The sequence below is a fragment of the Rhizobium sp. PvP014 genome (assembly GCF_017876855.1).
GTDB classification, from domain to species: Bacteria; Pseudomonadota; Alphaproteobacteria; order Rhizobiales; family Rhizobiaceae; genus Neorhizobium; species Neorhizobium soli.
Window position 1 is genome coordinate 3,100,343 of the sequence record NZ_JAGIOT010000002.1, and the last position, 25,967, is coordinate 3,126,309.

The 25,967-nt window shown below is 60.8% G+C and carries 28 protein-coding genes; 11 read left to right on the forward strand and 17 right to left on the reverse strand.

The window, feature by feature from the left end:
• Positions 1-12: 12 nt before the first annotated feature.
• A complete protein-coding gene (locus J3A65_RS19560) occupies positions 13-1,281 on the forward strand; it encodes an MFS transporter (RefSeq protein WP_209902938.1) in 1,269 nt (422 codons plus the stop codon).
• Here the strand turns inward: J3A65_RS19560 and J3A65_RS19565 are convergent.
• From J3A65_RS19565 to ubiE, 5 genes are all read right to left on the reverse strand, one after another.
• On the reverse strand, positions 1,278-2,063 hold the full coding sequence (locus J3A65_RS19565) for an ATP-dependent Clp protease proteolytic subunit (protein ID WP_174195502.1): 786 nt from the start codon (positions 2,061-2,063) through the stop codon (positions 1,278-1,280). The two genes, J3A65_RS19560 and J3A65_RS19565, sit on opposite strands and share 4 nt — an antisense overlap.
• Positions 2,050-3,417 (reverse strand): hypothetical protein, encoded by a 1,368-nt coding sequence (locus J3A65_RS19570; RefSeq protein WP_209902940.1) that lies wholly within the window; start codon positions 3,415-3,417, stop codon positions 2,050-2,052. Before J3A65_RS19570 ends, J3A65_RS19565 begins: the two co-directional genes overlap by 14 nt.
• A gap of 93 nt (positions 3,418-3,510) precedes the next feature.
• Positions 3,511-5,097 (reverse strand): aromatic amino acid lyase, encoded by a 1,587-nt coding sequence (locus J3A65_RS19575; protein ID WP_209902942.1) that lies wholly within the window; start codon positions 5,095-5,097, stop codon positions 3,511-3,513.
• A gap of 87 nt (positions 5,098-5,184) precedes the next feature.
• Positions 5,185-6,747 carry a 2-polyprenylphenol 6-hydroxylase gene (gene ubiB, locus J3A65_RS19580; protein ID WP_062454040.1) on the reverse strand — a complete coding sequence of 521 codons (1,563 nt, stop codon included), beginning with the start codon at positions 6,745-6,747 and terminating at the stop codon, positions 5,185-5,187.
• A 4-nt stretch (positions 6,748-6,751) separates the two neighbouring features.
• Positions 6,752-7,528 (reverse strand): bifunctional demethylmenaquinone methyltransferase/2-methoxy-6-polyprenyl-1,4-benzoquinol methylase UbiE, encoded by a 777-nt coding sequence (gene ubiE / locus J3A65_RS19585; protein ID WP_062454932.1) that lies wholly within the window; start codon positions 7,526-7,528, stop codon positions 6,752-6,754.
• A gap of 127 nt (positions 7,529-7,655) precedes the next feature.
• On the opposite strand from ubiE, the gene mutM reads away from it, so the two are divergent.
• The 5 genes from mutM (at position 7,656) to J3A65_RS19610 (ending at position 12,839) form a co-directional block, all read left to right on the forward strand.
• On the forward strand, positions 7,656-8,534 hold the full coding sequence (mutM, locus tag J3A65_RS19590) for a bifunctional DNA-formamidopyrimidine glycosylase/DNA-(apurinic or apyrimidinic site) lyase (RefSeq protein WP_062454039.1): 879 nt from the start codon (positions 7,656-7,658) through the stop codon (positions 8,532-8,534).
• Positions 8,535-8,814: 280 nt separating this feature from the next.
• Complete coding sequence (gene rpsT / locus J3A65_RS19595) at positions 8,815-9,081, forward strand: 30S ribosomal protein S20 (protein ID WP_062454038.1); 267 nt, start codon at positions 8,815-8,817, stop codon at positions 9,079-9,081.
• Between the two features lie 847 nt (positions 9,082-9,928).
• A complete protein-coding gene (gene dnaA, locus J3A65_RS19600) occupies positions 9,929-11,497 on the forward strand; it encodes a chromosomal replication initiator protein DnaA (RefSeq protein ID WP_062454037.1) in 1,569 nt (522 codons plus the stop codon).
• A 125-nt stretch (positions 11,498-11,622) separates the two neighbouring features.
• Positions 11,623-12,240 (forward strand): LysE family transporter, encoded by a 618-nt coding sequence (locus J3A65_RS19605; RefSeq protein ID WP_113167010.1) that lies wholly within the window; start codon positions 11,623-11,625, stop codon positions 12,238-12,240.
• 5 nt (positions 12,241-12,245) lie between these two features.
• Positions 12,246-12,839 carry a class I SAM-dependent methyltransferase gene (locus tag J3A65_RS19610; RefSeq protein ID WP_062454036.1) on the forward strand — a complete coding sequence of 198 codons (594 nt, stop codon included), beginning with the start codon at positions 12,246-12,248 and terminating at the stop codon, positions 12,837-12,839.
• Here the strand turns inward: J3A65_RS19610 and hemW are convergent, their stop codons facing one another.
• The 4 genes from hemW to rph form a co-directional block, all read right to left on the reverse strand.
• A complete protein-coding gene (hemW, locus tag J3A65_RS19615) occupies positions 12,840-14,003 on the reverse strand; it encodes a radical SAM family heme chaperone HemW (protein WP_062454924.1) in 1,164 nt (387 codons plus the stop codon).
• Positions 14,004-14,039: 36 nt separating this feature from the next.
• A complete protein-coding gene (gene rdgB / locus J3A65_RS19620) occupies positions 14,040-14,684 on the reverse strand; it encodes an RdgB/HAM1 family non-canonical purine NTP pyrophosphatase (protein WP_209902944.1) in 645 nt (214 codons plus the stop codon).
• Between the two features lie 8 nt (positions 14,685-14,692).
• Positions 14,693-15,097, reverse strand: coding sequence for a VOC family protein (locus tag J3A65_RS19625; protein WP_209902947.1), 405 nt, complete (start codon positions 15,095-15,097; stop codon positions 14,693-14,695).
• A 123-nt stretch (positions 15,098-15,220) separates the two neighbouring features.
• The gene (gene rph / locus J3A65_RS19630; RefSeq protein ID WP_092663772.1) at positions 15,221-15,940 is read right to left on the reverse strand and encodes a ribonuclease PH; all 720 of its coding nucleotides are present in this window, start codon (positions 15,938-15,940) and stop codon (positions 15,221-15,223) included.
• Between the two features lie 133 nt (positions 15,941-16,073).
• On the opposite strand from rph, the gene hrcA reads away from it, so the two are divergent.
• Both hrcA and grpE read left to right on the forward strand, forming a co-directional pair.
• A complete protein-coding gene (hrcA, locus tag J3A65_RS19635; protein ID WP_062454032.1) occupies positions 16,074-17,153 on the forward strand; it encodes a heat-inducible transcriptional repressor HrcA in 1,080 nt (359 codons plus the stop codon).
• An 89-nt stretch (positions 17,154-17,242) separates the two neighbouring features.
• Entirely contained in the window at positions 17,243-17,881 is a 639-nt protein-coding gene (gene grpE / locus J3A65_RS19640; protein WP_062454031.1) for a nucleotide exchange factor GrpE, read from the forward strand.
• A gap of 72 nt (positions 17,882-17,953) precedes the next feature.
• On the opposite strand, the gene J3A65_RS19645 is transcribed toward grpE, so the two are convergent.
• From J3A65_RS19645 to lptC, 7 genes are all read right to left on the reverse strand, one after another.
• Positions 17,954-18,190: a hypothetical protein gene (locus J3A65_RS19645; protein ID WP_062454030.1), complete on the reverse strand. Its 237-nt coding sequence runs from the start codon at positions 18,188-18,190 to the stop codon at positions 17,954-17,956.
• Positions 18,191-18,329: 139 nt separating this feature from the next.
• On the reverse strand, positions 18,330-18,794 hold the full coding sequence (gene ptsN / locus J3A65_RS19650; RefSeq protein ID WP_062454029.1) for a PTS IIA-like nitrogen regulatory protein PtsN: 465 nt from the start codon (positions 18,792-18,794) through the stop codon (positions 18,330-18,332).
• A 61-nt stretch (positions 18,795-18,855) separates the two neighbouring features.
• A complete protein-coding gene (gene raiA, locus J3A65_RS19655) occupies positions 18,856-19,428 on the reverse strand; it encodes a ribosome-associated translation inhibitor RaiA (RefSeq protein ID WP_062454028.1) in 573 nt (190 codons plus the stop codon).
• Positions 19,429-19,656: 228 nt separating this feature from the next.
• Positions 19,657-21,240 carry an RNA polymerase factor sigma-54 gene (gene rpoN, locus J3A65_RS19660; protein ID WP_209902949.1) on the reverse strand — a complete coding sequence of 528 codons (1,584 nt, stop codon included), beginning with the start codon at positions 21,238-21,240 and terminating at the stop codon, positions 19,657-19,659.
• Positions 21,241-21,407: 167 nt separating this feature from the next.
• Positions 21,408-22,169, reverse strand: coding sequence for an LPS export ABC transporter ATP-binding protein (gene lptB, locus J3A65_RS19665; RefSeq protein WP_062454922.1), 762 nt, complete (start codon positions 22,167-22,169; stop codon positions 21,408-21,410).
• A gap of 57 nt (positions 22,170-22,226) precedes the next feature.
• Positions 22,227-22,775 (reverse strand): LptA/OstA family protein, encoded by a 549-nt coding sequence (locus J3A65_RS19670; RefSeq protein ID WP_062454026.1) that lies wholly within the window; start codon positions 22,773-22,775, stop codon positions 22,227-22,229.
• Between the two features lie 12 nt (positions 22,776-22,787).
• The gene (gene lptC / locus J3A65_RS19675; RefSeq protein ID WP_062578831.1) at positions 22,788-23,465 is read right to left on the reverse strand and encodes an LPS export ABC transporter periplasmic protein LptC; all 678 of its coding nucleotides are present in this window, start codon (positions 23,463-23,465) and stop codon (positions 22,788-22,790) included.
• Between the two features lie 213 nt (positions 23,466-23,678).
• Here lptC and sppA point away from each other — a divergent pair, with 213 nt between their 5' ends.
• From sppA to J3A65_RS19690, 3 genes are all read left to right on the forward strand, one after another.
• Positions 23,679-24,635, forward strand: coding sequence for a signal peptide peptidase SppA (sppA, locus tag J3A65_RS19680; RefSeq protein ID WP_092663766.1), 957 nt, complete (start codon positions 23,679-23,681; stop codon positions 24,633-24,635).
• Positions 24,636-24,682: 47 nt separating this feature from the next.
• On the forward strand, positions 24,683-24,982 hold the full coding sequence (locus J3A65_RS19685) for an integration host factor subunit beta (protein ID WP_062454023.1): 300 nt from the start codon (positions 24,683-24,685) through the stop codon (positions 24,980-24,982).
• Positions 24,983-25,099: 117 nt separating this feature from the next.
• Positions 25,100-25,477, forward strand: a complete 378-nt coding sequence (locus J3A65_RS19690; protein WP_209903631.1) for a lipopolysaccharide assembly protein LapA domain-containing protein — start codon at positions 25,100-25,102, stop codon at positions 25,475-25,477.
• 10 nt (positions 25,478-25,487) lie between these two features.
• Here the strand turns inward: J3A65_RS19690 and J3A65_RS19695 are convergent, their stop codons facing one another.
• Complete coding sequence (locus tag J3A65_RS19695; RefSeq protein WP_209902951.1) at positions 25,488-25,958, reverse strand: carbon monoxide dehydrogenase subunit G; 471 nt, start codon at positions 25,956-25,958, stop codon at positions 25,488-25,490.
• Between the last annotated feature and the right edge of the window lie 9 nt (positions 25,959-25,967).

Here is a 25,967-nt window from a genome sequence, read left to right on the forward strand (position 1 = left end):
GTCGAATACCTCATGCCCGCCTCCGCATCCCTGAACGCCGATTTGTCCGCGGCCTTGAACGGTCAAGCTCTTGCAGAAGAGGGGGAGGGGGAGAAGCTCTATCTCGTCCGCGGCACGCCGGCCTACCGGAGGGCAAGTCTGGCCTTCTTCATGTCCGGCTTTTCGACCTTTGCACTGCTCTACTGCGTCCAGCCGCTCATGCCGATCTTCGCGCGTGACTTCGGCGTCAGTCCGGCGGCAAGCTCGCTGTCCCTGTCGCTGTCGACGGGCTTTCTGGCACTCGCCATCTTTTGCGCCGCCGCCGTGTCGGAGCGGTTCGGCCGCCGCAGCCTGATGTTCGTGTCTCTGCTCGGCGCCTCGATCTGCACCATCGCCTGCGCCGCCATGCCGAACTGGAACCTGCTTCTGATCATTCGTGCGCTTGAAGGCCTGTTGCTCGGCGGCGTTCCGGCGGTCGCCATGGCCTATCTGTCGGAGGAAGTCGATCCGAAAGGGCTCGGCGCCGCGATGGGCCTTTATATCGCCGGCAACGCCTTTGGCGGCATGGCTGGGCGTGTCGTCACCGGGGTTCTGGCGGAATATTTCTCCTGGCGCCTGGCGCTTGTCGGCATGGGCGCGCTCGGCATCGTCGCCGCCATCGGCTTTCTCGTTCTCCTGCCGCCATCGCGCAACTTCGTGCCGCGCAAATCCAACCTGCGCTATCATGTCGATGCCTGGCTCGGTCACCTGAACCATCCGGCACTGGCACTCCTGTTTGCCATCGGCTTCCTGCTGATGGGCGCGTTCGTCACCATCTACAATTACATCGGCTTCCGGCTTGTGGACGCCCCCTACAGCCTCGATCAGACGGAGCTCGGCCTCATCTTCACGGTCTATCTGTTCGGCATCGTTGCGTCCTGGGCCGCCGGTCTACTCGGAGATCGCTTCGGCCATTTCGCCGTCATGCTCACCGGTATCGTCCTGGCATTTGCAGGCGTCGTCATCACACTCGCCACACCGCTGCCGCTGATCATTCTCGGCATCGTGCTGCTCACTTCCGGCTTCTTCATCGCCCATTCGGTGGCAAGCGCTTTGGTCGGCCGCATGGCAAAAGGCACCAAGGGCCACGCGTCCTCGCTCTATCTTCTGGGATATTATCTGGGCTCAAGCGTCGCCGGCTCGGTGGGCGGCCACTTCTGGAGCGCCGATGGCTGGTGGGCCGTATCGGCCTTTACCGGCACGATGCTGGCGCTCGCCCTCGCGGCAGCACTGCTGTCGCGCAGTATCACGCAGCGAAGCTAGCTCTTCTTGGCGGACGCGTTGACGGCGGGAGCCGGCGGGGTCGTCAGTTTGAAATCCGTCATTTCCTTCGGCGTCAGATAGTACAGTCGGTCCGGCGGGGTCTCCAGTGCGTGCAGCCACAGGCCGGAGCCGATCCCCATTTCCTCCAGATGCCGCGAGACGCGCGCCGTGGTCGCCTGTGCGCCGGACATTGCCTCGTCGGCGCTCGGCCTGTTGCGGCCGCCGTTGAACACCTGGTGCACACCGATCACCGCATCCTTTTGGGCCACCCGCGTGACACCACCGGCAAACACGATCGGGCAGGAGGAAGCACAGAGCCCCTTGGTCACCACAAGCGTGGCCAGCTTCTTCTCTCGGATCAGCTTCGACATGGCGATCGCGTCGCCCACCGAGCCGCCGGGGGAGTTGAGCGACACCGTCTTCACATATTCGCCGCGGGCTTCAATCTCGGTCGCAAAGCGCTCGGCAGCACCCGGCTCGATCGCTCCTTCAGCCTTCAGAATGCCACCCGTTGTCAGGTTGAAGGTCATCGCCTTGCGCAGCACGTCTGCCGGGCTTGAAGGCTCGACGGGCGGCGCTGCCGGTCGCCCCTCGGTCAGCGCTGGTGGCAGGACGGGATCCGTCTCGCGCATCGGATCGTACCCCGGGCTCTCGGGCTTTGCGGTCGCGATCTCGCGAATGTCGGTCACCAGGAAAATGCCGGAAATGCCGAGCATGAGATAGAAGACGCCGCGCAGGATGACACCGTCGTCGAGCCGGCGGATTGCCTCACCGATCCTCATGGCTGCGGTCCCGGCGCGTTTTCGGATCGAGACTGGTGATATTGGTATTCTCGTCGGCCTTAACCTCTTCGGCCTTCACCTCGTCCGCCTTCAGCTCGGCCAATCGGGCATCCTCCTGCGATGTCTCGGGCTTTTCCATGGCGGCGGTCGCCTGTTCCACGCTCATGCCGCTGGCACTGACGGCGCGCTGGACTTCGAGCGCCTGCAAAAGCTCGGCAGCGGTAATGCGCTCGGCAAACGGAAGCGGGTCCTCCTGTCTCCGGATCGCGCCATGCACGACGGCCAGGATGAACACCATCACACCCGGCAGAAGGTCGATGGAGATCGCGCCGGCCCAGGCGGGAATAAAGTCGCCGGCATATTCCAGAACGGCGCCTGCCGGCGAAAGCGGCACGAAGCGCCGTTCTCCCACAGTCGGCCGCGACAGGATTTCGTCGGCAGCCTTGGCCAGCGCCTTGGATTGCGCGCTCACCGAAGCCTTCACCGTCTCCATCACCTGGTTCTGGCGGTTGACGAGGTCGGGCGCTGCCCCGTCCGGCACCGGCGCGATAAAGCCGATCGCCAGATCGTCTGCCGCACGACGGATGGACGGCGCGATCGAGGTCTGCGACAGCGAGGATACGACGCCCGTCAGCGCCACGGCCTCGGTCGAGAACTGGTCGGCGCGAGGTCCGATATCGCCCGGCGCCGAGACCAGCCCGCGCATCGCCTCAAGCCGCTTCTGGCCCTGTTCGAAAAGATCGGCCACCTGTTCGCGCGACCCGTTGATATTGCCTTCCAGCGATTTCATCTGGGCCGACATCTGGGTGAGCAACTGCACCACGCTGCCGGAGCCGGTGGTGCCGGTCAGCGAGCCGGACTGGCGCTCGACACCGGCAAGCTGCGAGAACCGTTCACCGGCACGCTGGATATCCGGCAGCAGGCTCTGCGCCGCAATCGCGTTCTGGTGCGCGCGGTCAAGATCGGCCGTATAGGCTTCCACGGTTTCGGAAAGGTGCTGTTCGACGGCAGACGAACCGGCAAGTGCCGCGGCGTTGAGCCAGCTCGACATCGCCATGATCATCACGGCGCCCGCGGCCATCACCGCCAGCATCGCGGTCCGTCCGGTTCGCGAGGTGACATGCGGATAGAACCGCGCCATGTAGGACCAGAAGGCGTAGATGCCGACCGACACCGACACCGAATAGATGATCGCTGCAAAGAACACCGCCGTCGGCGAGCCGTCGAGAATGGTGCGGGCACCGAGATAGGTATAGACGCCCGATGCCAGCGCCAGCACTGCCAGCGCAAAGCGCGTCATCGTTTCGACGGCAACAACGCCGTCCTGCAGCCGTCGGGAAGCGCCAAGCGCCATGGGCAAACTCCAAATGGCCACTTGGGGCACGCGAAAGGACTATATTCCTTTAAGAAAGTCTGAAGAACCCGGCGGAATAAAGGCGTGCCGTGCTCACGCTTGCGTGGGCTGAACGCCCTGCATGCCGAAGCCACCAAGCGCAAAGAAACCGTCGATCGCATGGATCGGCGAGATGGCGATCAGCTCTGTCAGGAAGGCCTCGGACGCGAGTTCTGCCTCGATCGCCTCAACCTCCGCCGAAAGCGGCCGATCGACCGTGTAGAAGGCTGCATGGCGGCGTACGGCATCGTAGATCAGCTTGACCGCGCCACCCGGCTCGTCGCCGTGGATATCCATCGCCTGGGCAGCAAGCAGCGCTTCAAGCGCCGCCAGTCTCTGCAGGGCCTGCACCTGTCGCTCGAACCGCTCGATCACCAGCGGCAGAAACGCTGCCTCGTCCTCCATGCCGCCGGCCACCACCAGCGACTGCGCCGAAACCGGGTTGGTCATCGACAGCACGCGCGAAAAGATCTCGCCGGCCAGCTTGATGATCGGCCCGAAGCCCGTCGCAATCACACCATGCGGAACCAGATTGACCGGCAGATCGCGGCGCTGGCCGTTTCCAAGAAGAACGCAGCGGTTGAAGGCGTTGCGCGCCGCATGCGCCATCGTCAGCGACGCCGATTCCAGGAGCACCGTAACGTCGAGCGGCAGTGAACCGCCTGATGTCAGAACCCGGCCGTCGACGATCACGGGGTTGTCGTCGGAGCGGCCCGTTGCCGCGAGGATCTTGTGGCCGGCGGTCAGCACGCTTTCAAACACGGTGCCGAACACCTGCGCGATCATGCGCAGGCTCAACGGGTCCTGGATTTGCGTCGCCTTCGGCCAGTCCCAGCCTTCGGATGCGTTGCACAGCCATTTTCCGATCATCGCTTCGCGCGGCGTGCCCACATGGGTGACGGCAATCCACGGATCGCGGGAGCCGCCCATGGCACCGGAAGCGGCCATGCCGGTGGCAAGCAGCGTGCGGATGGCGCAGGCCGCCGTGCGCGTCGCGTCGGCGGCGGCCGCAAAGCTGACGGAATTGACGCTAAGCGAGGCAAGGCTGTCGCGCGGCGCCATTTTCATCGGCGCGATGCCTGCCGCCGCAAAGGCTTCCGCTGCGGGCAGGCGGCGTCCCTCGAACATTGCCTCGCCGACGCCGGTCAGGACAGCACCGATCTGCCCCATCAGACCGATATCGGCGCAGCCGATCGAGCCGGTGCGCCGCACGACCGGAATGACGTCGGCCTGCAGCAGATCGAGATAGGCCTGAACCAGTTCGGTCGAGCAACCCACATAGCCCGTCAGCGCCGTGTTGACGCGCAACGCCATCGCATTGCGCACGACGCAGATCGGAAACGGTTCGCCGGTGCCGAAGTGATGGGCCCGGACGAGCCCGATATTGAAAGCGTCGAGCTCTTCCGGCGACCACGCGACGTCCTTCATCGCACCAACGCCAGTCGTCGCGCCATAGACGGGCGTGCCCTCGGCAATCGTGCTCTCCAGCACCAACCGCGCCGCAGCGACACGGGCAAGCCCTTCGGCACTGGCTGTCACGGTAACTTCGCCACGGCCGATCTTGATCAGCTCGGCAAAGCCGATCGGCTGGCCGGTGAGTTCGATTGTGATGCGGTCTGGGTTTTTGGGTGCGGCGGACATGGCATTCCTTTTTGCCCGCACACTAATTCATCCTGTCGTCCAAGGTATATCCCAGAACCTGGACATCTGATGTCGCAACGCGCCTTTTCAGACGACGGCGAAGGCGATGACGACGAGCGAGATCGCGATGATCCACAGTGCCCAGCGGCCGGAGCGGCTGTGCCGGGCTTCCGCCTTGCCGATCGCGTCTGCCGTTTCGGGATCGAAACGCAGGCCGTGTTCGCTCATGTGAACGAGTTCCCGGTGCAGGGTTTCCGTCTTGGCGGCAATCTCCGGCAAGGCTTCGGCGAGCTTCAGCCCTGCCTTCATCCCGTCCTTAAGGTCGGATGCGATGCGCTTGGGGCCAAGATTGTCGCGGATCCACTGGCCGACGACCGGCTCTGCGGCCTTCCACATGTTGAAACGCGGGTCGAGGATACGCGAAACGCCTTCGACGACGACCATGGTCTTCTGCAAGAGGATCAACTGCGGCTGGGTCTGCATCTCGAACAGGTCGGTCACTTCGAACAGCAGCGCCAGCAGCCGGGCCATGGAGATGGTTTCGGCGGGCTGACCGTGGATCGGCTCGCCGATCGCCCGGATCGCCTGCGCGAAGGCTGCAACGTCGTGATGCGCAGGCACATAGCCCGCTTCGAAATGCACCTCGGCGACACGCATATAGTCGCGGGTAATAAAGCCGTAGAGGATTTCGGCGAGGAAGCGTCGTTCCTTTTTGCCCAGCCGTCCGGTGATCCCCATGTCGACGGCGACGATCGTACCGTCCCGCTCGACGAAGAGGTTGCCGGGATGCATGTCGGCATGGAAGAAGCCGTCGCGAAGCGTGTGACGCAGGAAGGACTGGATCAGCACTTCTGCGAGCTTTTCCAGATCGTGGCCGGCAGCCCTCAGCGCCGGGACGTCGTTCATCTTGGCGCCGTCGATCCACTCCATGGTGATGACGTCGCGGCCGGTCCGTTCCCAGTCCACTTCAGGCACGCGGAAACCTGGGTCGTCCGCCGTGTTTTCGGCAATCTCGGAAAGGGCTGCAGCCTCCAGGCGCAGGTCCATTTCCATCTTGGTCGTCTGTTCCAGCGTCCGCGTCACCTCAATCGGGCGAAGCCGGCGGCTGGAGGGCATCAGGCGTTCCTGCATGCGGGCAACCACATACATGCCTTCGATGTCATTTGCGAAACGCTGGCGCACGCCGGGGCGCACCACTTTCACGGCCATCTTTTTGCCGTTCACTTCGGCCGGGTGCACCTGCGCGATCGAGGCGGCTGCAATCGGCTCTTCGAACGATGTGTAGAGATCACTGATCGGGCGGCCAAGCGAGGTCTCGACGGCGGTTTTGGCAGCATCCGTGGGGAAGAAGGCCATCCGGTCCTGCAGCATGGCAAGATCGACGGCCCAGTCAACACCGACGACATCCGGACGGGTGGCGAGAAACTGGCCGATCTTCACATAGGAGGGACCGAGCCTTCCGACGGCGCGGGTCAGCCTTTCGCTGCGTGGCTGCTTCTTCGCCCGAAAACGGGTGAGCGGCTCCAGCATGGATTTGAGAATGCCGACGGCCGGCGGCAGGTCCTGTGTCGGCAGGGCCGAAACCACGCCTTCGCGGACAAGAACCCAGCCGACGCGGGCGAGCCGGAAATAAGCGCCGATCGTGCTCATCGCTTCAGAGCTTCCAGCCGGAATGCAGGGCTGCTATCCCGCCGGTATAATTGGTGTAGCTCACACGCGAAAAACCGGCAGTCCGGATCATCGCTGCGAAATTTTCCTGGTTGGGGAATTTGCGGATCGATTCCACCAGATACTGGTAGGGCTCGGAATCACCGGTGATCATCTTGCCGAAGCGCGGGATCGCCCGGAACGACCACTCGTCGTAAAACTTGTCGAGCAGCGGAAGTTCGACTTCCGAAAATTCCAGAACCAGCAACCGTCCGCCACGCTTCAGCACGCGAAAGGCTTCAGACAGCGCCACGTCGATGCGCGGAACGTTGCGGATCCCGAAGGCGACCGTATAGGCGTCGAAGGAATTGTCCTCGAAGGGCAGGGATTCTGCATTCGCCTCGATGAAATCGAGATTGCCGGACAGCTTTTTCTTCTGCGCCCGCTCGGCACCCACGGCCAGCATCGAGCCATTGATATCGAGCACCGTCGTATGGGCCTTGAGGCCCGAGGCCTCGACGATGCGGAATGCGACGTCGCCGGTGCCGCCCGCCACATCCAGCGTCCGGTAGCTCGCATCCTTGCGCGGATTGAGCGCGGTAATCATCGCGTCCTTCCACACCCGGTGCATGCCCGCCGACATGACGTCGTTCATCACGTCATAGCGCTTGGCGACCTTGTGGAATACGTCGTTGACGAGGCCCTGCTTTTCCCCATCGGCCACCTGGCGGAAGCCATAGGAGGTTTCCATTCCGCCTTCGGCGCGGGTGCGGGCTTCGGTCATGGGCAGCTCCTCGGTGTCTCTATCCAGGCGGACCATAGCGAAACCGGTTTCCGGACGCTATGTGGTGGATTACCGCCCGGTCTATAGAGCACCGGCGGCATCGTTGAAACAGGAAGTTAGGTAGACCATGCCCGAATTGCCAGAGGTCGAAACCGTTCGTCGCGGCCTTTCTCCGGCCATGGAGGGAGCAAAGCTTGCAAGGCTGCAGCTGAACCGCACCGATCTGCGCTTTCCGTTCCCGGAAAATCTTGTCGCCGCAGTCGAAGGCCGGCAGATCATCGCGCTGGGAAGACGCGCCAAATACCTGCTGATCGACCTCGAAGACGATCTCACCATCATTGCCCATCTCGGCATGTCCGGCTCGTTCAGGGTCGAGGAAGAGGCGCTTGGCACATTTCATCATCCGCGCTCCAAGGACGAGAAGCATGACCACGTCGTCTTTCATCTGGAGCGTGGCAACGAGACATTGAAGGTAATCTATAATGATCCGCGCCGTTTCGGCTTCCTGCATCTGGCAAAGCGCAGCGAGCTCGATCTCTACCCGGCATTTGCGCAACTCGGTCCGGAGCCGACCGGCAACGCGCTCGATGCGGAGTATCTCGGCAAGCGGTTTTCCGGCAAGGCGCAGCCATTGAAGAGCACGCTGCTCGATCAGACCGTGATCGCCGGTCTCGGCAATATCTATGTCTGCGAAGCGCTGTGGCGCGCGCACCTGTCGCCGAAGAGGGCAGCGGGCAGCATCGTCACGCCCAAGGGCCGGCCGAAGAAGGAGCTGGTGCTGCTGACGGAAGCGATCCGCGCTGTCATTGCCGATGCGATTGCAGCCGGCGGCTCGTCTCTGCGCGACCATATCCAGACGGACGGCTCGCTTGGCTATTTCCAGCATTCCTTCTCTGTCTATGACCAGGAGGATAAGCCCTGCCGCACGCCGGGCTGCGGCGGCACCGTTGCTCGTATCACCCAAGCCGGCCGCTCCACCTTCTACTGCCCGCGCTGCCAGAAGTGATCAGCCGTTGCAGGCGATGTTTGAACACGCGTCCCTATAAGGAGAGTGGGAGGGGTTATGGTCGCGAAAAGGACGCGGGACTTCGCCAAACGGCAAATTCAGCGGCACCCTTCATGCGAATCCGCGTTGACGAGGCGCGCTATACCGGTTATATGCCCGCCCACAGTTGGGAAAGCCTGATCGACGGCTTCCTCTATTGCTCCCGAATTGCTGGATTGATGGTCGCAGGACCTACGCGGCAACGGCGGAGTTTTGGTTCGAATTCGTAGAGAGGCATGATATGGCCAATACAACTTCGGCGAAAAAAGCGACCCGCAAGATCGCTAGCCGTACCGCAGTCAACAAGTCCCGCCGCTCGCGCGTTCGTGGCTTTATCCGCAAGGTTGAAGAAGCGATCGCAACGGGTGACGTATCCGTCGCTGCTGCTGCTCTGAAGGCAGCTCAGCCGGAAATCGCACGCGCTGCAACGAAGGGCGTCCTTCACAGCAACACGGCGTCCCGCAAGGTCTCGCGCCTGGCAGCTCGCGTCAAGGCACTCTCCGCCTAATATCACCTTTAGCGTGCATGCATCAAAAGCCTGGTCGGTCGACCGGGCTTTTTGTGATTCTCAGTCCTTTGTACTTCGTTAACCGGCTCAGTAACGGTTACGTGTCAGGTGCGTGACAGATTTTCCCGATGAATTACAAAGGCTTATGAGAGGTCTGCCCAAGTCTGGCGGCAATTCCGCCAACCCGCCGCCTGCTTTCTGAGTCAAGGTTTTTTTTATTTTTTCTCTGAATCGTACCATCAGAAATAGATGGATTTTGAATCCCATTGATTCAACTGGGATTCTTCTCCGCAACCCTCCGGCCATTCAAATCGCGCCCAGAGAGTCAACGGCCGCGCTCGGATTTTGCGTAAAATTCATCATTGATCTTGCCATTTGATCCTGCCTAAATGGCTTTTAGCGAGAGGCATGGAGATCACTCCTAGAGCCTGCCGACAACCGCTCGACACCGAGCGGCCCGGGGACTTTAAGCAGCTTGCGGCGAGATGTTTTTCTCGTTTCCTTATTTAACCGATGGTTGCAAGCCGGAAATTGGCTTTTCCGGCAACAGCTGAACTTATGCGTGACGGGGCCGACTGGGGAGTCGGAAGAAGGCAGTGGGAAGTCAGCGGCTCTTCATAACGAGGATGGAGCGTGCGCTGAGTTGCGGGTTGGCTCCCGCAGGTCTGGATCAGACGAGGTGATCCGGATCGATCTTTGATGGTCCGGGCGGTTGGCCTGGAACTTTAATCGATGGGGAAGGGCAGTCATCGTTTCCTCGCGGAGACGGGCTGTCGGACGTAGTTAAAAAGAATGTGTCCTGGCGGGAAACAGAACCGCCGGGCTCCTATGGAAAAGGCGGCGAATAATGCAAATGAATAACGTATCGGCTCGTGCAACCGGCAACGGGGGCAATGCACGACAGGCGTTTGATTCCGTTTGCGCACAGGCGGCAGGGGAAACACCAGTTATGAAGCATGATGCTCTTTTCGAGCGGTTCAGTGTGCGTCTTAAAGCACAGGTCGGCCAGGATGTTTACGCAAGCTGGTTTGCAAGACTTAAGCTTCACACCGTCTCGAAGAGTGTCGTCAGGCTCACGGTGCCCACGACGTTTCTGAAGTCTTGGATCAACAACCGTTATCTTGATCTGATCACGTCGATCTTCCAGGCGGAAGATGCCGAGATCCTCAAGGTGGAGATCCTGGTCCGCACGGCAACCCGCGCTGCAAAGCCGGTATCGGATGTCCAGGACGGCGTCATTGGCTCGGATGCCCCGGCACCTGTCGCGTCGCAACGCCCGTCTGCACCGCGTGAGATCGGCAAAATCGCCACGTTCCCGACGGCCGCGTCCACCCCGGTTCGCCAGTCCTCGCAGCCCGGCCCGTTGTTCGGTTCGCCACTCGACAGCCGTTATACGTTCGACACGTTCGTTGAAGGCGCCTCGAACCGCGTGGCGCTTGCCGCTGCCAAGACGATTGCGGAAGCCGGTGCCGGTGCCGTGCGTTTCAACCCGCTGTTTATTCATTCCGGTGTCGGTCTCGGCAAGACCCACCTTCTGCAGGCCATCGCCAACGCCGCCGTCGGCAGCCCCCGCATGCCGCGCGTGGTCTATCTCACCGCCGAATACTTCATGTGGCGTTTCGCAACCGCGATCCGCGACAATGATGCCCTGACGCTCAAGGACAGCCTGCGCCATATCGATCTGTTGATCATCGACGACATGCAGTTCCTGCAGGGCAAGATGATCCAGAACGAATTCTGCCATCTGCTCAACATGCTGCTCGACAGCGCCAAGCAGGTCGTGGTTGCTGCCGACCGCGCCCCCTGGGAGCTGGAATCGCTCGATCCGCGGGTTCGCTCGCGTCTGCAGGGCGGCGTGGCCATCGAGGTCGAGACGCCGGACTACGATATGCGCATGGAAATGCTCAAAGGTCGTCTCGCGGCTGCCCAGCAGGATGATCCATCGCTCGATATCCCGCACGAAATTCTCGATCACGTCGCACGCAGCGTCGTCAGCACCGGTCGCGAACTGGAAGGCGCGTTCAACCAGCTGCTGTTCCGTCGCTCGTTTGAGCCGAACCTCTCGATCGAGCGCGTCGACGAGCTTCTCGCCCATCTGGTCGGCGCCGGGGAAGCGAGGCGCGTCCGGATCGAGGATATCCAGCGCGTCGTGGCACGCCATTACAACGTCTCGCGGCAGGAACTGGTCTCCAACCGCCGCACCCGCGTCATCGTCAAGCCGCGCCAGGTCGCCATGTACCTCTCGAAAACCATGACGCCGCGCTCCTTCCCGGAAATCGGCCGTCGGTTTGGTGGCCGCGACCATACGACCGTGCTGCATGCGGTTCGCAAGATCGAGGACCTGATCTCGGGCGACAGCAAGCTCAGCCACGAGGTCGAGCTTCTGAAGCGCCTGATCAACGAAAACAATCTGTGATCATCGACTGACCGACCGAAGCCGGCTCTTACCCATCGGATGAGAGCCGGTTTTTGTTTGTCCGGGCGTTGACGGGATTTGGCTTCTGGCGCACACCAATCTTTCTGGTGTGCGAGGAGCGTGTCGTGTTTCTTTTATCCGTGGCGACCATCTGGGCTGTCGCCTGCATTACCCCCGGGCCAAATACGCTGCTGGTGATCCGCTATTGCCTCACAGCACCGCGCAAGGTTGCCATTACGGCAGCCATGGGAACGATTACCGGAACATGCCTGTGGGGCTTTGCGGGCTGGCTCGGGATCAATGCCCTGTTTCAGGCAGCTCCCTTCGCCTATGTCGCGCTGAAGATCGTCGGCGGTCTTTATCTCGTATGGCTCGGCCTGCGCGTCTTCATGGACGTCCGGAAGGCCCGGACAACACCCGAATTTGCCCCCACAGAACGCGAGATACCGCTGAGGAAGGCTTACCGACTGGGGCTTGCGACCAACCTCGCCAACCCGAAATCGGCTCTCTTCGTTGCCTCGCTGTTTGCCGCTACCATGCCGGCGGGCACGCCGTTTCTCTACGGGCTAGCGGCAATCGCTGTCATGGTCGCGGTTTCGGCCTGTTACTATACGTTTCTGGTCGGCCTGATCACCCATCCGCGGGTAGCGAGCGCCTATCTCAAGGCCAAGCAGAAGATCGACCTCGGCGTTGCCACCGTCTTCGTCGGCTTCGGCACCAAGCTTCTCCTGTCACAGAAGTAAGAGCCATGGCGGAACACGATCAGACCCTCCGCTTCTACGCCGACAATGCGAAGGCCTATGCCGGTTATCGGGAAAAGGCGAACGAGATCCGGCTGGAAGCATTTCTCTCCCGCCTCTCTCCGGGTGCCCGAGTTCTGGAACTTGGCTGCGGCAATGGCCGCGACAGCGGTTTCATGATTGAACGCGGCTTTGACGTCACCCCGACGGATGGCGTTGCGGAAATGGCAGAGCAAGCCTCGCGCCGTCTGGGGCGTAGAGTCGCGCTACTGCGCTTCGGGGATATCGACAGCGTTGCTGCCTATAGTGGCGTCTGGGCCAATGCCTGCCTTTTGCACACGCCGAGAAATGATCTCGCCGATATCCTTGCCCGCATCCACCGGGCGCTGCGCCCTGGCGGCATTTTCTACGCAAGCTATAAGACCGGCGAGGAAGAGATGACGGATGCGATAGGTCGCTATTACAACAACCCGTCGCGGCCCTGGCTCGAACAGGCCTACAGGACCGTCACGTGGTCATCGCTCGAGATAAGCACGAACGACGGCAGCGGCTATGATGACCGGCCGACCGAATGGCTGCATGTGACGGCGGTGAAGGCCTAGTCAGCAGGCGAGGTCGGCAACGACAGCATCGAGGATCAGCATGCCGGACGGCGTGCAGCGCAGCCTGGAATTCCCCAGCCGCTCGATAAAGCCGTGTTCCAGAAGCCGCTCTTCGCGGACCGGGTCCGGATCGCGGCCGGAAAGCTCCTGCCAGCGCGCCAGGTCGACGCCTTCGGTCAGGCGCAGTCCCATCAGAAGCAACTCGTCCGCCTGCTCGTCGAAGCCTAGCAGTTCCTGGTCGACCATGCCGTGGCCTTGTGTCTCGACCTGGTCCAGCCACGTCTCCGGACGTCGCTCGGTGGCGGTGGCGATCTTGTCGCGTCCCCGCGTCAGGCGACCATGCGCACCGGGGCCGATGCCGGCATAATCGCCATAGCGCCAGTAGGTCAGGTTGTGCCGGCTTTCGGCGCCGGGTTTCGCATGGTTGGAAACCTCGTAGGCCGGCATGCCATGCGCTGCGGTAATCTCCTGCGTCGCCTCGTAGAGCAGCGCCGACTGCTCATCATCTGGAACGATCAGCTTGCCGGCCTTGTGGAGGCCGTAGAATGGCGTGCCTTCCTCGATCGTCAGCTGATAGAGGGAAAGGTGATCGACGGCGTAGGAAATGGCCTGCTTCAGCTCCGCCTCCCAGGCCTCCACCGTCTGCTTCGGCCGGGCGTAGATCAGGTCGAACGACATGCGCGGAAAGATCTCGCGCGCCAGCTTGATCGCCTTCAGCGCGTCTGCCACGTCATGCAGGCGGCCGAGGAATTTGAGATCCGTATCGTTGAGAGCCTGCACGCCCATCGAGACCCGGTTGATGCCGGCAGCCCTGTAGCCTCGAAAGCGTTCCGCCTCGACGCTGGAAGGGTTGGCTTCCATCGTGATCTCGATCCCGTCAGGCACATGCCAGTGCTGCGCGATCCCGTTGAGGATCGCCCCGACGGTTGAAGGATCCATCAGCGAAGGCGTACCGCCGCCCAGAAAGATGCTCGTGACCGTCTTCGGTCCGCTCATCTTGCGCATCGTTTCCATCTCTTTCAGAAACGCGGCGGTGTAGCGGAGCTGATCCACGGGCTGGTGGCGGACATGGCTGTTGAAATCGCAATAGGGGCATTTGGCCGCGCAAAACGGCCAGTGCACGTAAACGCCGAAGCCCGGCTCACCCGTGTCGGGTAGCAGCATGCCGGGAAAAAGGGGAGCGACGGCGTTCAATGGGGATCAGGCCTCCAGGCAGGTTTCGACGAACAGCTTGAACGCGCGGGCCCGGTGCGAAAGCGCGTGCTCATCGCCAGGCTTCCAGCCGTGCTTTTCCTCGCTGGTCATTTCGCCAAACGTGGTCTCGTGGCCTTCCGGCTGGAAGATCGGGTCGTAACCGAAACCGGCAGCACCACGCGGCGGCCAGGCGACAACGCCTTCGACATCGCCGCGGAAGAGTTCGGTGTGGCCGTCCGGCCAGGCAAGGCAGAGAACGCTCACAAAACGGCAGCTGCGCTTGTCGGGCGTGGTCGCACCTTTTTTCTGCAGCGCATCTTCCACCTTCTGCATCGCCATCGCGAAATCGCGTGTGCCATCCTCGCGCTCGGCCCAGTTGGCGGTATAGACACCGGGAGCGCCGTCCAGCGCATCGATGACAATGCCGCTGTCGTCGGAAAGGGCGGGCAGGCCCGAGGCCTTGGCAGAGGCAAGCGCCTTGATCGCCGCATTTTCCTCAAACGTCGTGCCGGTCTCGTCCGGTTCCTCGAACTTCAGTTCGGCCGCGGACTTTGCCGAAAAGCCGAACGGACCGATCAATTCGGCAATCTCGCGGATCTTGCCGGCATTGTGGCTGGCAACGACGATCGTTTTCGTCTCAAGCTTGCGCATGAAGGTTCCTATAGATTCCAGAGCCTCGGCTCTGCGCATTCCAGACTGTTGCCGGCCGGGTCGCGGAAATAGAGGGATCGGGCGCCGGTTGGCCAGCGAAAATCGCTTTCAATCACGATGCCCGCCTTGTTGAGCTTTTCGACCATTCTGTCAATCGCCGGGCCGTCCATACGAAAGCACACATGCCCGGGTCCTGGCGTGCCGTGCGGCGGAACCGGCAGCGCATCATCAGGCGGCGGCTTCAGCGTTTCGGCGCGATTGAAGATCAACAGGATGCCGGGTCCGCATCGGTAAAACACGTGGCGATCGCCGGCCCGCAGCACCCGCTCAAGCCCGAGCAGTTCACCGTAAAAGGCTTCCGCCGCATCGAGATCATCGACATAGAGCGCTGTTTCGAGAATGCCGTCGATCAAAACAGTGGCTCCCTTGTCTGATGCTGCCCCGCCATGAAGGCGGGGGAGGAGGTTCGATCGAGAGGTAGTCTCTCCGGAAAGGAAGACTGCCCCTCGCAACTCATGGATCAGCCAGCGTTGAAATCAGCCGCCGATCGCCTGCTTCTGCAGAGCTACCAGTTCCCGGGTGCCGTCCTGTGCCAGCGACAAAAGGTTGAGGAATTCCTCCTGGCTGAAGGGAGCACCCTCGGCCGTGCCCTGAATCTCGACGATGCCGCCGCTACCCGTCATGACGAAGTTCGCGTCGGTCTCGGCGGCGGAATCCTCGAGGTAGTCGAGATCTATGACCGGCTGGCTCGCAAAGATGCCGCACGAGATCGCCGCGACATGGTCTTTCAGAACCTTGTCGAGCTTGATCATCGAGCGGGTGTCCATCCATTTCAGGCAATCGTACAGCGCCAGCCAGCCACCGGTGATGGCCGCCGTGCGGGTGCCGCCATCGGCCTGGATCACGTCGCAGTCGATGGTGATCTGCTTTTCACCAAGCGCGGAAAGGTCGACCACGGCGCGCAGCGAACGGCCGATCAGGCGCTGGATTTCCTGGGTACGGCCACCCTGCTTGCCGGTCGCAGCCTCGCGCTTCATCCGGTCGCCGGTGGCGCGCGGCAGCATTCCGTATTCGGCGGTGACCCAGCCCTTGCCGGAATTGCGCAGCCACGGCGGCGTCTTTTCTTCAAGGCTTGCGGTGCACAGAACATGGGTATCGCCGAACTTGACGAGACAGGAGCCCTCGGCATGCTTGGAGAAATTGCGCTCGAACGAGATCTTGCGCATCTGATTTGTCTGTCTGCCTGAAGGCCGCATCCGTCACTCCCTGGATTATTGTTTCCGCCTTCTAAGGCTCGGAGCCGTCATTTGCAAAGAATTTCCCTTTTGCGGATGCGCAAGTGAGCGACTATATCTGGGAGATGAGATCAGCAGCATGGTAAAGGGGCCAATGGTATTTCCGGGACTGACGGGTCGCGACAACGGCTCCGTGCTTGATGATCGTTCGCGGGAAATCTTTCGCCGCATCGTGGAAAGCTATCTGGAATCCGGCGAGCCGGTCGGTTCGCGCAATCTGTCGCGACTTCTGCCCATGTCGCTGTCGCCAGCCTCCGTGCGCAATGTCATGAGCGATCTGGAAGAGCTCGGCCTCATCTACTCGCCGCATATCAGTGCAGGCCGCATGCCGACTCAGACAGGGCTGCGGTTCTTTGTCGATGCCTTCATGCAGGTCGGCAATCTCTCGGAAGAAGACCGCGCCAGCATCGACCGGCAGATCCGTCCGCCGGATCGCGATCAGACGCTCGAAAACCTGATGGCCGATGCAAGCCTGATGCTGTCTGGCGTCTCGCGCGGCGCCGGCATCGTCATCACCGCCAAGAACGATCCCGTCCTCAAACATGTCGAGTTCATCCGCCTGGAGCCCACCAAGGCGCTGGCCGTCCTTGTTGGCGATCATAATCAGGTGGAGAACCGGATTATCGACCTGCCCGCAGGCGTGACCTCGTCGCAGCTCGGCGAGGCCGCAAATTTCCTCAACGCGCATCTCGCCGGCCAGACGCTGCCGGAATTCCGCGGCCAGATGAAAATGCTGAAGGAACAGGTCGCAAGCGAGCTTCACACGCTGTCGCATGATCTGGTGGAGCGTGGTCTGGCTTTCTGGTCTGGTGATCAGGAGGACGGAAAGCCGGGCCAGCTCATCGTACGCGGCCGGGCAAATCTTCTCGAAGGTCTGGCTGACGTCAGCGATCTCGATCGGCTGCGTCTGCTGTTTGACGATCTCGAAAAGAAGGACAGCCTGATCGAGATCCTCGACCTTGCCGAAAAGGGACCGGGCGTGCGGATCTTTATCGGTTCGGAAAACAAACTGTTCTCCCTGTCCGGCTCCTCGCTCATCGTTGCGCCCTATCGTGATGGCGAGGAACGCATCGTCGGCGCGGTCGGCGTGATCGGCCCAACCCGGCTGAATTACTCGCGCATCGTGCCGATGGTGGATTACACGGCGCAGCTGCTTGCAAGGCTATCCCGCTAGGATGTTCCCAAGGCCTTGATTTTTTCGCCCCGAACCTCGATATCGGGCGCAACCACCCTTCCAGATTTCAATACGCACCGGAGACCGTCATGACCGACGAAACCAAGAAGAACGGACCTGACGCAGCTGCTGTCGAAAACACGGCGGAAGCCGTGGCGTCCGCTCTCGAAGACGCCGCCGATCAGAGCGCAGGGGAAGCCTTCTTCGCGCAGGAGCCCGATCCGATCGATGTGCTCAAGGCCGAAAATTCCGATCTGCGCGATCGTTTCATGCGGCTTGCCGCAGAAATGGACAACCTTCGCCGCCGCACCGAGCGTGAAGTGAAGGATGCCAAGTCCTACGCCGTCTCGGGCTTTGCCCGCGACATGCTGGCCGTCTCGGACAATCTGCGCCGCGCGCTCGACACTGTTCCGGCAGACAAGCGTGCCGGAGCCGATGCGACGCTGACGAGCCTGCTTGAAGGCGTCGAAATGACCGAGCGTGGCATGCTGTCGACACTCGAGCGGCACGGCGTCAAGAAGATCGATGCCGAAGGCGAGAAGTTCGATCCGAACTTCCATCAGGCCATGTTCGAGATCCCGAATGCGGACGTACCCAACAACACTGTCATGCAGGTCGTCCAGGCCGGCTTCATTATTGGCGAACGCGTCTTGCGCCCGGCCATGGTCGGCGTCGCCAAGGGCGGCCCGAAGGTTGAAGCAGCGGCGGCTGAAGACAAGAAGGACTGAGCTCCTCAGAGCCTTTCCAAGAAAAATGGGCGCCTCGGGCGCCCATTTGCGTTTGGCGACCGCGGGTAAGGATCAGTGCGTCGTATCCAGCGAAACATGCGCCAGGGAACGGATCAGGGCCAGTTCCGAATTGAGATGGGCTCGGGTCTTCTTGTCCGCATCGCCGATCAGTCCCTCCTGACCATCGGCAATTTTGAAGATTGCATCGAGCTCATCGAGAAGATGGGGATCCTTGATCGCCAGCAGGATGATAACCGCCTTGAGCAGTCTGTCATTCGCAGCGATCCTGGCACGTATGTCGTCATTCATGTCTATCTCCTTCAACGGGAAAGACATGTGGCGTATTTGACAAAAGGCAATTCTAAAGAGGGCTCGAAAACAAGATTAGCCGCTCCATTCGAGGGCGAACGGGCGGCTTTACTCTATAGAAAAGGAGTATAGAGCCGCCTCAGGCGGCGTGGTTTGCCTGTTCTGCATTCAGAAAGGCGTAGATTGCCGACGCGGAATCGGTCTTGCGAAGCTTGGCGACGAGATCCTGATCGCGCAATACGCGGGCAATACGCGAAAGCGCCTTCAGGTGGTCGGCGCCGGCGCCCTCTGGGGCGAGCAGCAGGAACACAAGATCGACCGGCTCGTCATCAAGCGCTTCGAAATCGATCGGCGATTCCAGGCGGGCGAACACGCCCTTGATGGACGATATGCTGCTGAGCTTGCCATGTGGGATGGCAATGCCGTGGCCAACGCCCGTCGACCCCAGCCGCTCCCGTTGCAGGATGACGTCGAAGATCTCCCGCTCGGGAACACCCGTCAGCTTGGCCGCTTTCACAGCAAGTTCCTGAAGAAGCTGCTTCTTGGAGGTCACTTTAAGGGCAGGAACAATCGCATCTTGCTGCAGCAAATCCGCCAAAGCCATTCTTATCATCCTTTTGCCGCGAAGGGCGAAGAGAGCGCCAAAGGCGCTCTCCCGAGAGTTTTTAGTTCTTCATACCGGTGGAATCGATCCAACCGATATTTCCGTCATTGCGCCGGTACACGATGTTCAGCTCCTTTCCAGGGCTGCGGAACAACAGGACCGGTTCGTCCGTCATGTCGAGCGCCATCACGGCGGTCGCAACGGACATGGTCATCAACTGCTTCGTGCTTTCCGCAACGATTGTCGGTGCGAAATCGTCTGGCACGTCGTCTTCTTCATCCGGTACCCGGTCCATGACCGTGTAAGCCACTTCGGAAAAACCGTTCGCGTGATTGCCGGCGTGATGGTCCTTCAGTCGACGCTTGTAGCGACGAAGGCGTTTTTCGATCCGCTCCGCTGCAGCATCGAAACTTGCCTGTGGATCATTCGCTTCTCCGGCCGCATGCAGGACGATCCCGGTATCGAGATGCACCTTGCAATCTGCCGAAAAACGCGAGCCGGACTTCTCGACGATCACCTGACCCGAATACCCCCCGTCGAAGTATTTGGTCACTGCACCGCCGATGTGGTCCTCGATCTTCTGTCGAAACGAGTCGCCGATTTCCATATGTTTACCGGATACACGCACACTCATGGAGTTACTCCTTATTGTCGTGACTTGCATGTTCCAGTCTACGCCAACCGGCCTCTTGATCCAAGCGGTTCACGAATGGCAGGGCCAAATTGGTTTGGGAATTGGTTTAGATCCCGTGTCGCCCGGTCAGGTTGCGGCGGGTCTCTAAACTGCCATTAACGGAATGTCAATCTGTGCGGCACGTGTGGCGAATACCGGGTCGCCTATGACTGCCCTCGATATGTGAGGCTAGAACGCTGCCAGTTTCGCGATGGCGCGCTTTTCCCGCCTGCGTTGCACCGATGACGGAATATTCATCGCCTCGCGATATTTCGCCACCGTCCGGCGCGCAAGTTCGACACCGCCCTGTTTGAGGCTGATGACAATGTCGTCATCCGACAGGACGGCACTCGGCAGCTCCTGAGAAATCAACAATCGGATGCGATGCCGCACCGATTCGGCCGAATGGGTGTCTCCACCTTCTTCCGCCGAGCCGATCGACACTGTGAAGAAGTATTTCAGTTCGAACAGGCCGCGTGGCGTCAGCACATACTTGTTGGAGGTGACGCGGCTGACGGTGGATTCGTGCATCTTGATGGCCTCTGCCACCGTCTTCAGGTTGAGTGGTCGCAGGTGATCGACGCCGTGCAGCAGGAAGGCATCCTGCTGGCGTACGATCTCGCTTGCCACTTTCATGATCGTCTTGGCGCGCTGGTCGAGGCTGCGGGCGAGCCAGTTCGCCGTCTGCATGCAGTCCGACAGAAAATTGTGATCTTCGCCGTTCTTCGGGCAGTGTTTGGAGACCGTGTTGAAATAGGTCTGGTTGACCAAAACGCGCGGCAGGGTATCGGGATTGAGTTCGACGTTCCATCCACCATCAAGCGATGGCCGGACCACGACATCAGGTGAGATAGACTGCGAGAACCCGCCCTCGAAGCCCGCACCCGGCTTCGGGTTGAGCTTGCGGATTTCAGCCATCATGTCGATCAGATCTTCGTCGTCCACGCCGCAGATCTTGCGCAGAGACGCAAAGTCACGCTTGGCGAGAAGATCGAGGTGATCGATCAGCGCTGCCATGGCCGGGTCCAGCCGGTCGTTCTGGCGCAGCTGGATCGCCAGGCATTCGCTCAGGCTACGGCAAAATACCCCGGGTGGATCGAAGGTTTGCAGCTGAATGAGAACGGCCTCTACCGCCTCCGGCGCCTTGCCGAGACGGGCCGCGACCTCTTCGATGTCGCCCTGGAAATAGCCGGCATCGTCCAACTGGTCGAGCAGGTCCTGGGCGATCAACCGGTCGCCCGGGGTGGTCACCACGAAAGGCAGCTGTTGTCCGAGATGATCGCGCAGGGTCACCTGACCCGCAACGAAATCGTCGAGGTCGTAGTCCTCGCCGGCATCGCCGCCGGGCATCGATTTCCACTGGCCGAGAAGTTCGGGCGCGTCCGGCCGCTGTGCCGGTGCGTCGTCGGGAAACACGTTTTCAAGGCTGGCATCGAGGTGATCGCCAAGCTTGGCCGTGCCGTCGCGGGTTGCGCTCTCATACCAGTCGAGGGAGCCGACATCGGCTTGCGCCGCCGATTGGCCTTCGAACTGTCCGTCATCCTCGCGCGAACCGGAAAATTCCAGATCGCGGGGATCAAGCGCGCCTAAATCCGCATCACCATCGCCGTCGCCTGCCGCTATTTCGAGCAGCGGATTTTTCTCGACTTCCTGGGCGATGAACTGGTTGAGTTCAAAATGCGTCATCTGCAGCAGCTGAATGGACTGCATCAGCTGCGGTGTCATCACCAGCGATTGGCTCTGTCGCAGAAAAAGACTGGCAGATAACCCCATGGCGGACGCGAAACTCCCGTGATCTCCTTAAAATCATGCGGTCATCGCACGATAGTCGAGAGGAAGACACCGAGATTATCGGTGCCATCCTTCAACTGGCACAAGAATTGCTTTTTTGATAGATTTGGTCAAGCGGCACGAAGCGGGAAAGTGGATTCTTTCTGGCCTCAGAGGCTGAACTTGTCGCCAAGGTAAAGACGACGAACATCCGGATTGTTGACGATATCGTCGGCCCTGCCATGCGTCAGGACTTCGCCTGCGTGAATAATGTAGGCGCGATCGATGAGACCCAGCGTTTCGCGGACGTTGTGATCCGTTATCAGTACCCCGATACCGCGCGCCGTCAAGTGGCGAACCAGGTTCTGGATGTCGGAAACGGAAATCGGGTCGACACCGGCAAACGGCTCGTCCAGCAGCATGAAGGCAGGGTCGGTCGCCAGCGCGCGGGCGATCTCGAGGCGACGCCGTTCGCCACCCGACAACGCGACAGCCGCGGACTTGCGCAACTGGCTGATGTGGAATTCTTCCAGCAACTCGTCGAGCTTCGCTTCGCGCTTGTCGCGGTTCGGTTCGTGCACTTCGAGAACCGCCCGGATATTGTCTTCGACGGACAGTCCGCGAAAGATCGAGGCTTCCTGCGGCAGGTAGCCGACGCCGAGACGCGCGCGCCGATACATCGGCATATGCGTCACCTCGTTGCCATTGATGGCAATCATGCCCTCATCGACAGGCACAAGCCCAGTGATCATGTAGAAACACGTCGTCTTGCCGGCGCCGTTCGGTCCGAGCAGGCCGACAGCCTCGCCCTTGCGAACGACCAGCGATACGCCGTTCACCACGCGCCGCGTGTCATAGGTCTTGGAAAGACCATGCGCCACCAGCGTACCCTCATAGCGCGCCTTGTCGCGTGCAATGAAAGGTTCGGTCACGGGCGACCGGTCGGCGGACCGGTTGGAGAGGAAAGGTATTTTCAAGGGCTTGGATTTCTATTGCTTAGGTCGCGACTTCGGGTCGAGCATGATTTCCACGCGGCCACCGCAGGAATCGAGCTTCGCCTGTCCGGTCGCCATCTGCACGGTCAGCTTGCAGCCGCGAAACACGTTGGCGCCTTCGGAAAGCACGACTTGCTTGCCGGAAAGCACGAAGGTCTGCGAGGTCATGTCGAACTCGCCCTTTTCGGCGGTCGCCTGCTGAGTGCCCGAGGTGAGGAAAACGGTGTCGTCGAGAAAGATCTTGTCGATGTCGGTGCTGCCGGAGGTCACCGAAGCGCCTTCACCTTTGTAAAGCACGGTCATCTTGCCGGCCTTCATCGTGGTCGTACCCTGCACCACCTGCACATTGCCGGTGAAAAAGGCACGTTTTTCCTGATCCTTGATTTCCAGCTGGTCGCTCTGGATCTGGATCGGCGCATCGTTGGAAAGCTTCAAGCCTTCCATCTTGCTGCTGGTGGTCTGGGCGGTCGCGCTGAAGGCAAGGCCGAACACGAGTCCGGTGGCCATCACGGCGGAAGAGATACGAAAGAGTCGATTCGTCATTGCGGCCGTGCCCTATTTGCCTTGGTTGCGGATGCGGGCAGGGTCGAGGTCGACCTGAACCTTGCCGATCAGGGTGATTGTGTGTCCCTTATCCGTTATCTTCAGGGAGTTCGCAACAATGGAACCCGCGTCCATGGAGATTTTGACCGGGTCCGGCGTATCCATCAATCCACCCGGTATATCGAGGCGGGCGGATTGGAAGCGCGCAGTAATCCCGTTGGATAAATTAACGTCGAATGGTTTGGTCAGATCCAGCTTGTCGGCGCCACGATCGAAGTCGGCACCGGCGGCCGTGACACGGGCAACGACCTCATCATTGATCGGCACGGCGGCCTTGACGTTTTCGAGGCTGATCATGTTCGGGTTCTGGATATCCTGCAATGCACGGTTGGCAATCATCGAATAGCTGATGCCGTCGCTGTTGCGGCCGGAAATCGCAGGCCGTTCCATGACGATCTTGCCATTCTCGATGCGCGCGCTTTCGATCGACAGGTTTTCCGGCAGATAGGCGCGCACGATCGCCACCCCGATAAAGGCGGCGGAGATGATGGCTGCACTGATCGGCAGGAATATCTTGAGCTTGCGCACCCTTGCGGAATGGGCAAGTGCCGACTGATAGATATCGTCGGGCGACTGCCCGATCGCACGGGAAGCGCCGGCCAGGGCTGGGTTGCGGATATGCTGCAGCATTCTGCTCGTCCGGTCCTTTCCGGCAAGATTTGTCGTAAAGATGACTGGGCCGCCCGCGTTGAGATCGACGGAAGCGGCGCTAGTTGTTCACCTGCGGCCTCAATATGGTTTTTATCGTTCAACAAACAATAATGGACAACATAAAAACGTGATATGCCCGCTTGAAACAAAAAGCCGGACCCTATTTGGGCTGGCTCGCTATGAGGATTGAGAATGGATCAGATGGGGATTGCTGAACGGCGCCAGTTGCGTCGGAAACTGAGTTTCTGGCGGGTTGCGGCCCTCGTGTTTCTCGTCGGCATCGGTTTCGCGCTGTATCGGGTCACGGTCGGCGCCAGTGGCAACTCCGCGGTCGCGCACGTCGCCCGCGTCGATATCTCAGGCATGATCCTCGACGACAGGGAATTGCTGGAGCGATTGGAGAAGATCGCCGAAAGCAGCCAGGCAAAAGCGCTCATCGTCTCGATCAATTCTCCGGGCGGAACGACCTATGGCGGCGAGCGCATCTTCAAGGCCATCCGCCATATCGCGCAAACCAAGCCCGTCGTCTCGCAGGTCCGCACCCTTGCCGCATCCGCCGGCTACATGATTGCATCTGCTGGCGATCATATCGTCGCCGGCGAAAGCTCCATCACCGGCTCGATCGGCGTCATCTTTCAGTACCCTCAGGTCGATGAAGCGCTGAAAAAGATCGGCGTGTCGCTGGAGGAGATCAAGTCGGCGCCGCTGAAGGCCGAGCCATCGCCCTTCCATCCTGCCAGCGAAGAAGCCAAGACGATGATCCGCAATATGGTGATGGACAGCTACGCTTGGTTCGTCGATCTCGTGGCCGATCGCCGCAACATGCCGCGCGATGAGGTTCTGAAACTCGCTGACGGTACGATCTTCACAGGCCGTCAGGCGCTTGCCGTCAAGCTGGTCGATGAACTCGGCGGCGAAGACGAGGTCCGCGCCTATCTGGAGACCCGCGGCGTTGCCAAAAGCCTGCCCGAAGTGGAATGGAAGGATGGCAAGTCCTCGTCCTCATTCTGGTTCGCCAGTGCCGTGTCGCAGTTTTTCCGCATGACCGGACTGGGCGACCAGCTTTCCCCGGCAGCGCTTCGGATCTTCGGCTCCGACAAGTTGTTCCTTGACGGTCTGGTTTCCGTTTGGCAGGTTGGAAGCGACTGAAAGCCTAATTTTTTCAGGGGGCACCTAACTTTTTTCAGGGGGCAGAAGTGATCAAATCTGAACTGGTGCAGATCGTTGCAGCGCGCAATCCGCATCTCTACCATCGTGACGTCGAGAATATCGTCAATGCGGTCCTCGACGAGATCACTGATGCTCTCGCCGGCGGAAACCGGGTCGAGCTGCGTGGCTTCGGCGCCTTTTCGGTAAAGAACCGTCCGTCGCGCTCCGGGCGCAATCCGCGCACAGGCGAAAGCGTCTTTGTCGAGGAGAAGTGGGTGCCCTTCTTCAAAACGGGCAAGGAATTGCGCGAGCGCCTCAACCCGGATCTTGCCGACGAGGATGATTGATCGCCTCGAAGGTCGGGCGTCACACTTGAAAGCATGACGCCGCCCTCTATTCTGCACAGGACGCCGGCAGCGATGACGGCGATCCATCGTTTGATTGTCACTTGCCGGGAGAAAACCATGACCAAGTTCAAGAGGATCGTGAGCCTCGTGATCTTTGTGCCCCTCGGCATCGTTTTGATCGTGCTGGCCGTCGCCAACCGTCAAAGCGTCACGCTCGCGCTCAATCCCTTCCGTCCGGAAGACAGCCTCCTGTCGCTGACGGCGCCGCTGTTTCTGCTGCTGTTCCTGGCCGTCCTGTTCGGCATGGCGCTCGGCTCATTCGTGACCTGGTGGAGCCAAGGCAAGCATCGCCGACAGGCCCGGATCGAAGCGCGCGAGGCCGTCCGTCTGCAAAAGGAGAACACTGCCGCGGTCAAGCCGTCGCCGTCAGTCGTTCCGGCCAACCAGGCCGTTGTTCCCGCCCCGGCCAGCAACGCTGCGCTTCCAGCCAGATGACGACCCGCGGTCAGACCCCCTCGGTTCTGGCCTCCGCTGTCTTGGCGATGACCGCTGCGTTGAAATCCGCAAAGAACTTTGCTGCCAGCTTCTCGGTTGTCGACCGCACGAGCTTGGATCCGAGCTGCGAGATCCGTCCTCCGGTTTGCGCACGCGCGATGTAATGCAGCACGGTCTCAGTCCCGTCTTCCTCAAGCCGCACGTCAGCCGCGCCCTTGGCAAAGCCCGCAATGCTTCCCTGACCCTCGGCGGAGAGCGTGTAGCTTTCTCCCGCATCGATGTTCGAAAGCGTGATCGTGCCGGCAAGGCCGAGCGAGATCAGGCTAAAGCGAACCTTGATACTGGCGGCAAGTTCGTTGTCCGAAATCCACTCCAGCCGCTCGCAACCGGGAATGCACTGGCGGATGGTTTCGGCATCGTTCAGCGCGCGCCACACGATATCCCGCGGCGCCGCGATCCGTTCCTGCCCTTCGATATCCATCTCGATCTC

Bases quoted from the DNA above. Each gene is read 5' to 3' on its own strand.
- J3A65_RS19560 (WP_209902938.1), top strand. From the start codon at position 13: ATGCCCGCCTCCGCATCCCTGAACGCCGATTTGTCCGCGGCCTTGAAC.
- J3A65_RS19565 (WP_174195502.1), bottom strand. From the start codon at position 2,063: ATGAGGATCGGTGAGGCAATCCGCCGGCTCGACGACGGTGTCATCCTG.
- J3A65_RS19570 (WP_209902940.1), bottom strand. From the start codon at position 3,417: ATGGCGCTTGGCGCTTCCCGACGGCTGCAGGACGGCGTTGTTGCCGTC.
- J3A65_RS19575 (WP_209902942.1), bottom strand. From the start codon at position 5,097: ATGTCCGCCGCACCCAAAAACCCAGACCGCATCACAATCGAACTCACC.
- ubiB (WP_062454040.1), bottom strand. From the start codon at position 6,747: ATGAGCACGATCGGCGCTTATTTCCGGCTCGCCCGCGTCGGCTGGGTT.
- ubiE (WP_062454932.1), bottom strand. From the start codon at position 7,528: ATGACCGAAGCCCGCACCCGCGCCGAAGGCGGAATGGAAACCTCCTAT.
- mutM (WP_062454039.1), top strand. From the start codon at position 7,656: ATGCCCGAATTGCCAGAGGTCGAAACCGTTCGTCGCGGCCTTTCTCCG.
- rpsT (WP_062454038.1), top strand. From the start codon at position 8,815: ATGGCCAATACAACTTCGGCGAAAAAAGCGACCCGCAAGATCGCTAGC.
- dnaA (WP_062454037.1), top strand. From the start codon at position 9,929: ATGCAAATGAATAACGTATCGGCTCGTGCAACCGGCAACGGGGGCAAT.
- J3A65_RS19610 (WP_062454036.1), top strand. From the start codon at position 12,246: ATGGCGGAACACGATCAGACCCTCCGCTTCTACGCCGACAATGCGAAG.
- hemW (WP_062454924.1), bottom strand. From the start codon at position 14,003: ATGCTGCTACCCGACACGGGTGAGCCGGGCTTCGGCGTTTACGTGCAC.
- rdgB (WP_209902944.1), bottom strand. From the start codon at position 14,684: ATGCGCAAGCTTGAGACGAAAACGATCGTCGTTGCCAGCCACAATGCC.
- rph (WP_092663772.1), bottom strand. From the start codon at position 15,940: ATGCGGCCTTCAGGCAGACAGACAAATCAGATGCGCAAGATCTCGTTC.
- hrcA (WP_062454032.1), top strand. From the start codon at position 16,074: ATGGTATTTCCGGGACTGACGGGTCGCGACAACGGCTCCGTGCTTGAT.
- grpE (WP_062454031.1), top strand. From the start codon at position 17,243: ATGACCGACGAAACCAAGAAGAACGGACCTGACGCAGCTGCTGTCGAA.
- J3A65_RS19645 (WP_062454030.1), bottom strand. From the start codon at position 18,190: ATGAATGACGACATACGTGCCAGGATCGCTGCGAATGACAGACTGCTC.
- ptsN (WP_062454029.1), bottom strand. From the start codon at position 18,794: ATGGCTTTGGCGGATTTGCTGCAGCAAGATGCGATTGTTCCTGCCCTT.
- raiA (WP_062454028.1), bottom strand. From the start codon at position 19,428: ATGAGTGTGCGTGTATCCGGTAAACATATGGAAATCGGCGACTCGTTT.
- rpoN (WP_209902949.1), bottom strand. From the start codon at position 21,240: ATGGGGTTATCTGCCAGTCTTTTTCTGCGACAGAGCCAATCGCTGGTG.
- J3A65_RS19670 (WP_062454026.1), bottom strand. From the start codon at position 22,775: ATGACGAATCGACTCTTTCGTATCTCTTCCGCCGTGATGGCCACCGGA.
- lptC (WP_062578831.1), bottom strand. From the start codon at position 23,465: ATGCTGCAGCATATCCGCAACCCAGCCCTGGCCGGCGCTTCCCGTGCG.
- sppA (WP_092663766.1), top strand. From the start codon at position 23,679: ATGGATCAGATGGGGATTGCTGAACGGCGCCAGTTGCGTCGGAAACTG.
- J3A65_RS19690 (WP_209903631.1), top strand. From the start codon at position 25,100: ATGACCAAGTTCAAGAGGATCGTGAGCCTCGTGATCTTTGTGCCCCTC.
- J3A65_RS19695 (WP_209902951.1), bottom strand. From the start codon at position 25,958: ATGGATATCGAAGGGCAGGAACGGATCGCGGCGCCGCGGGATATCGTG.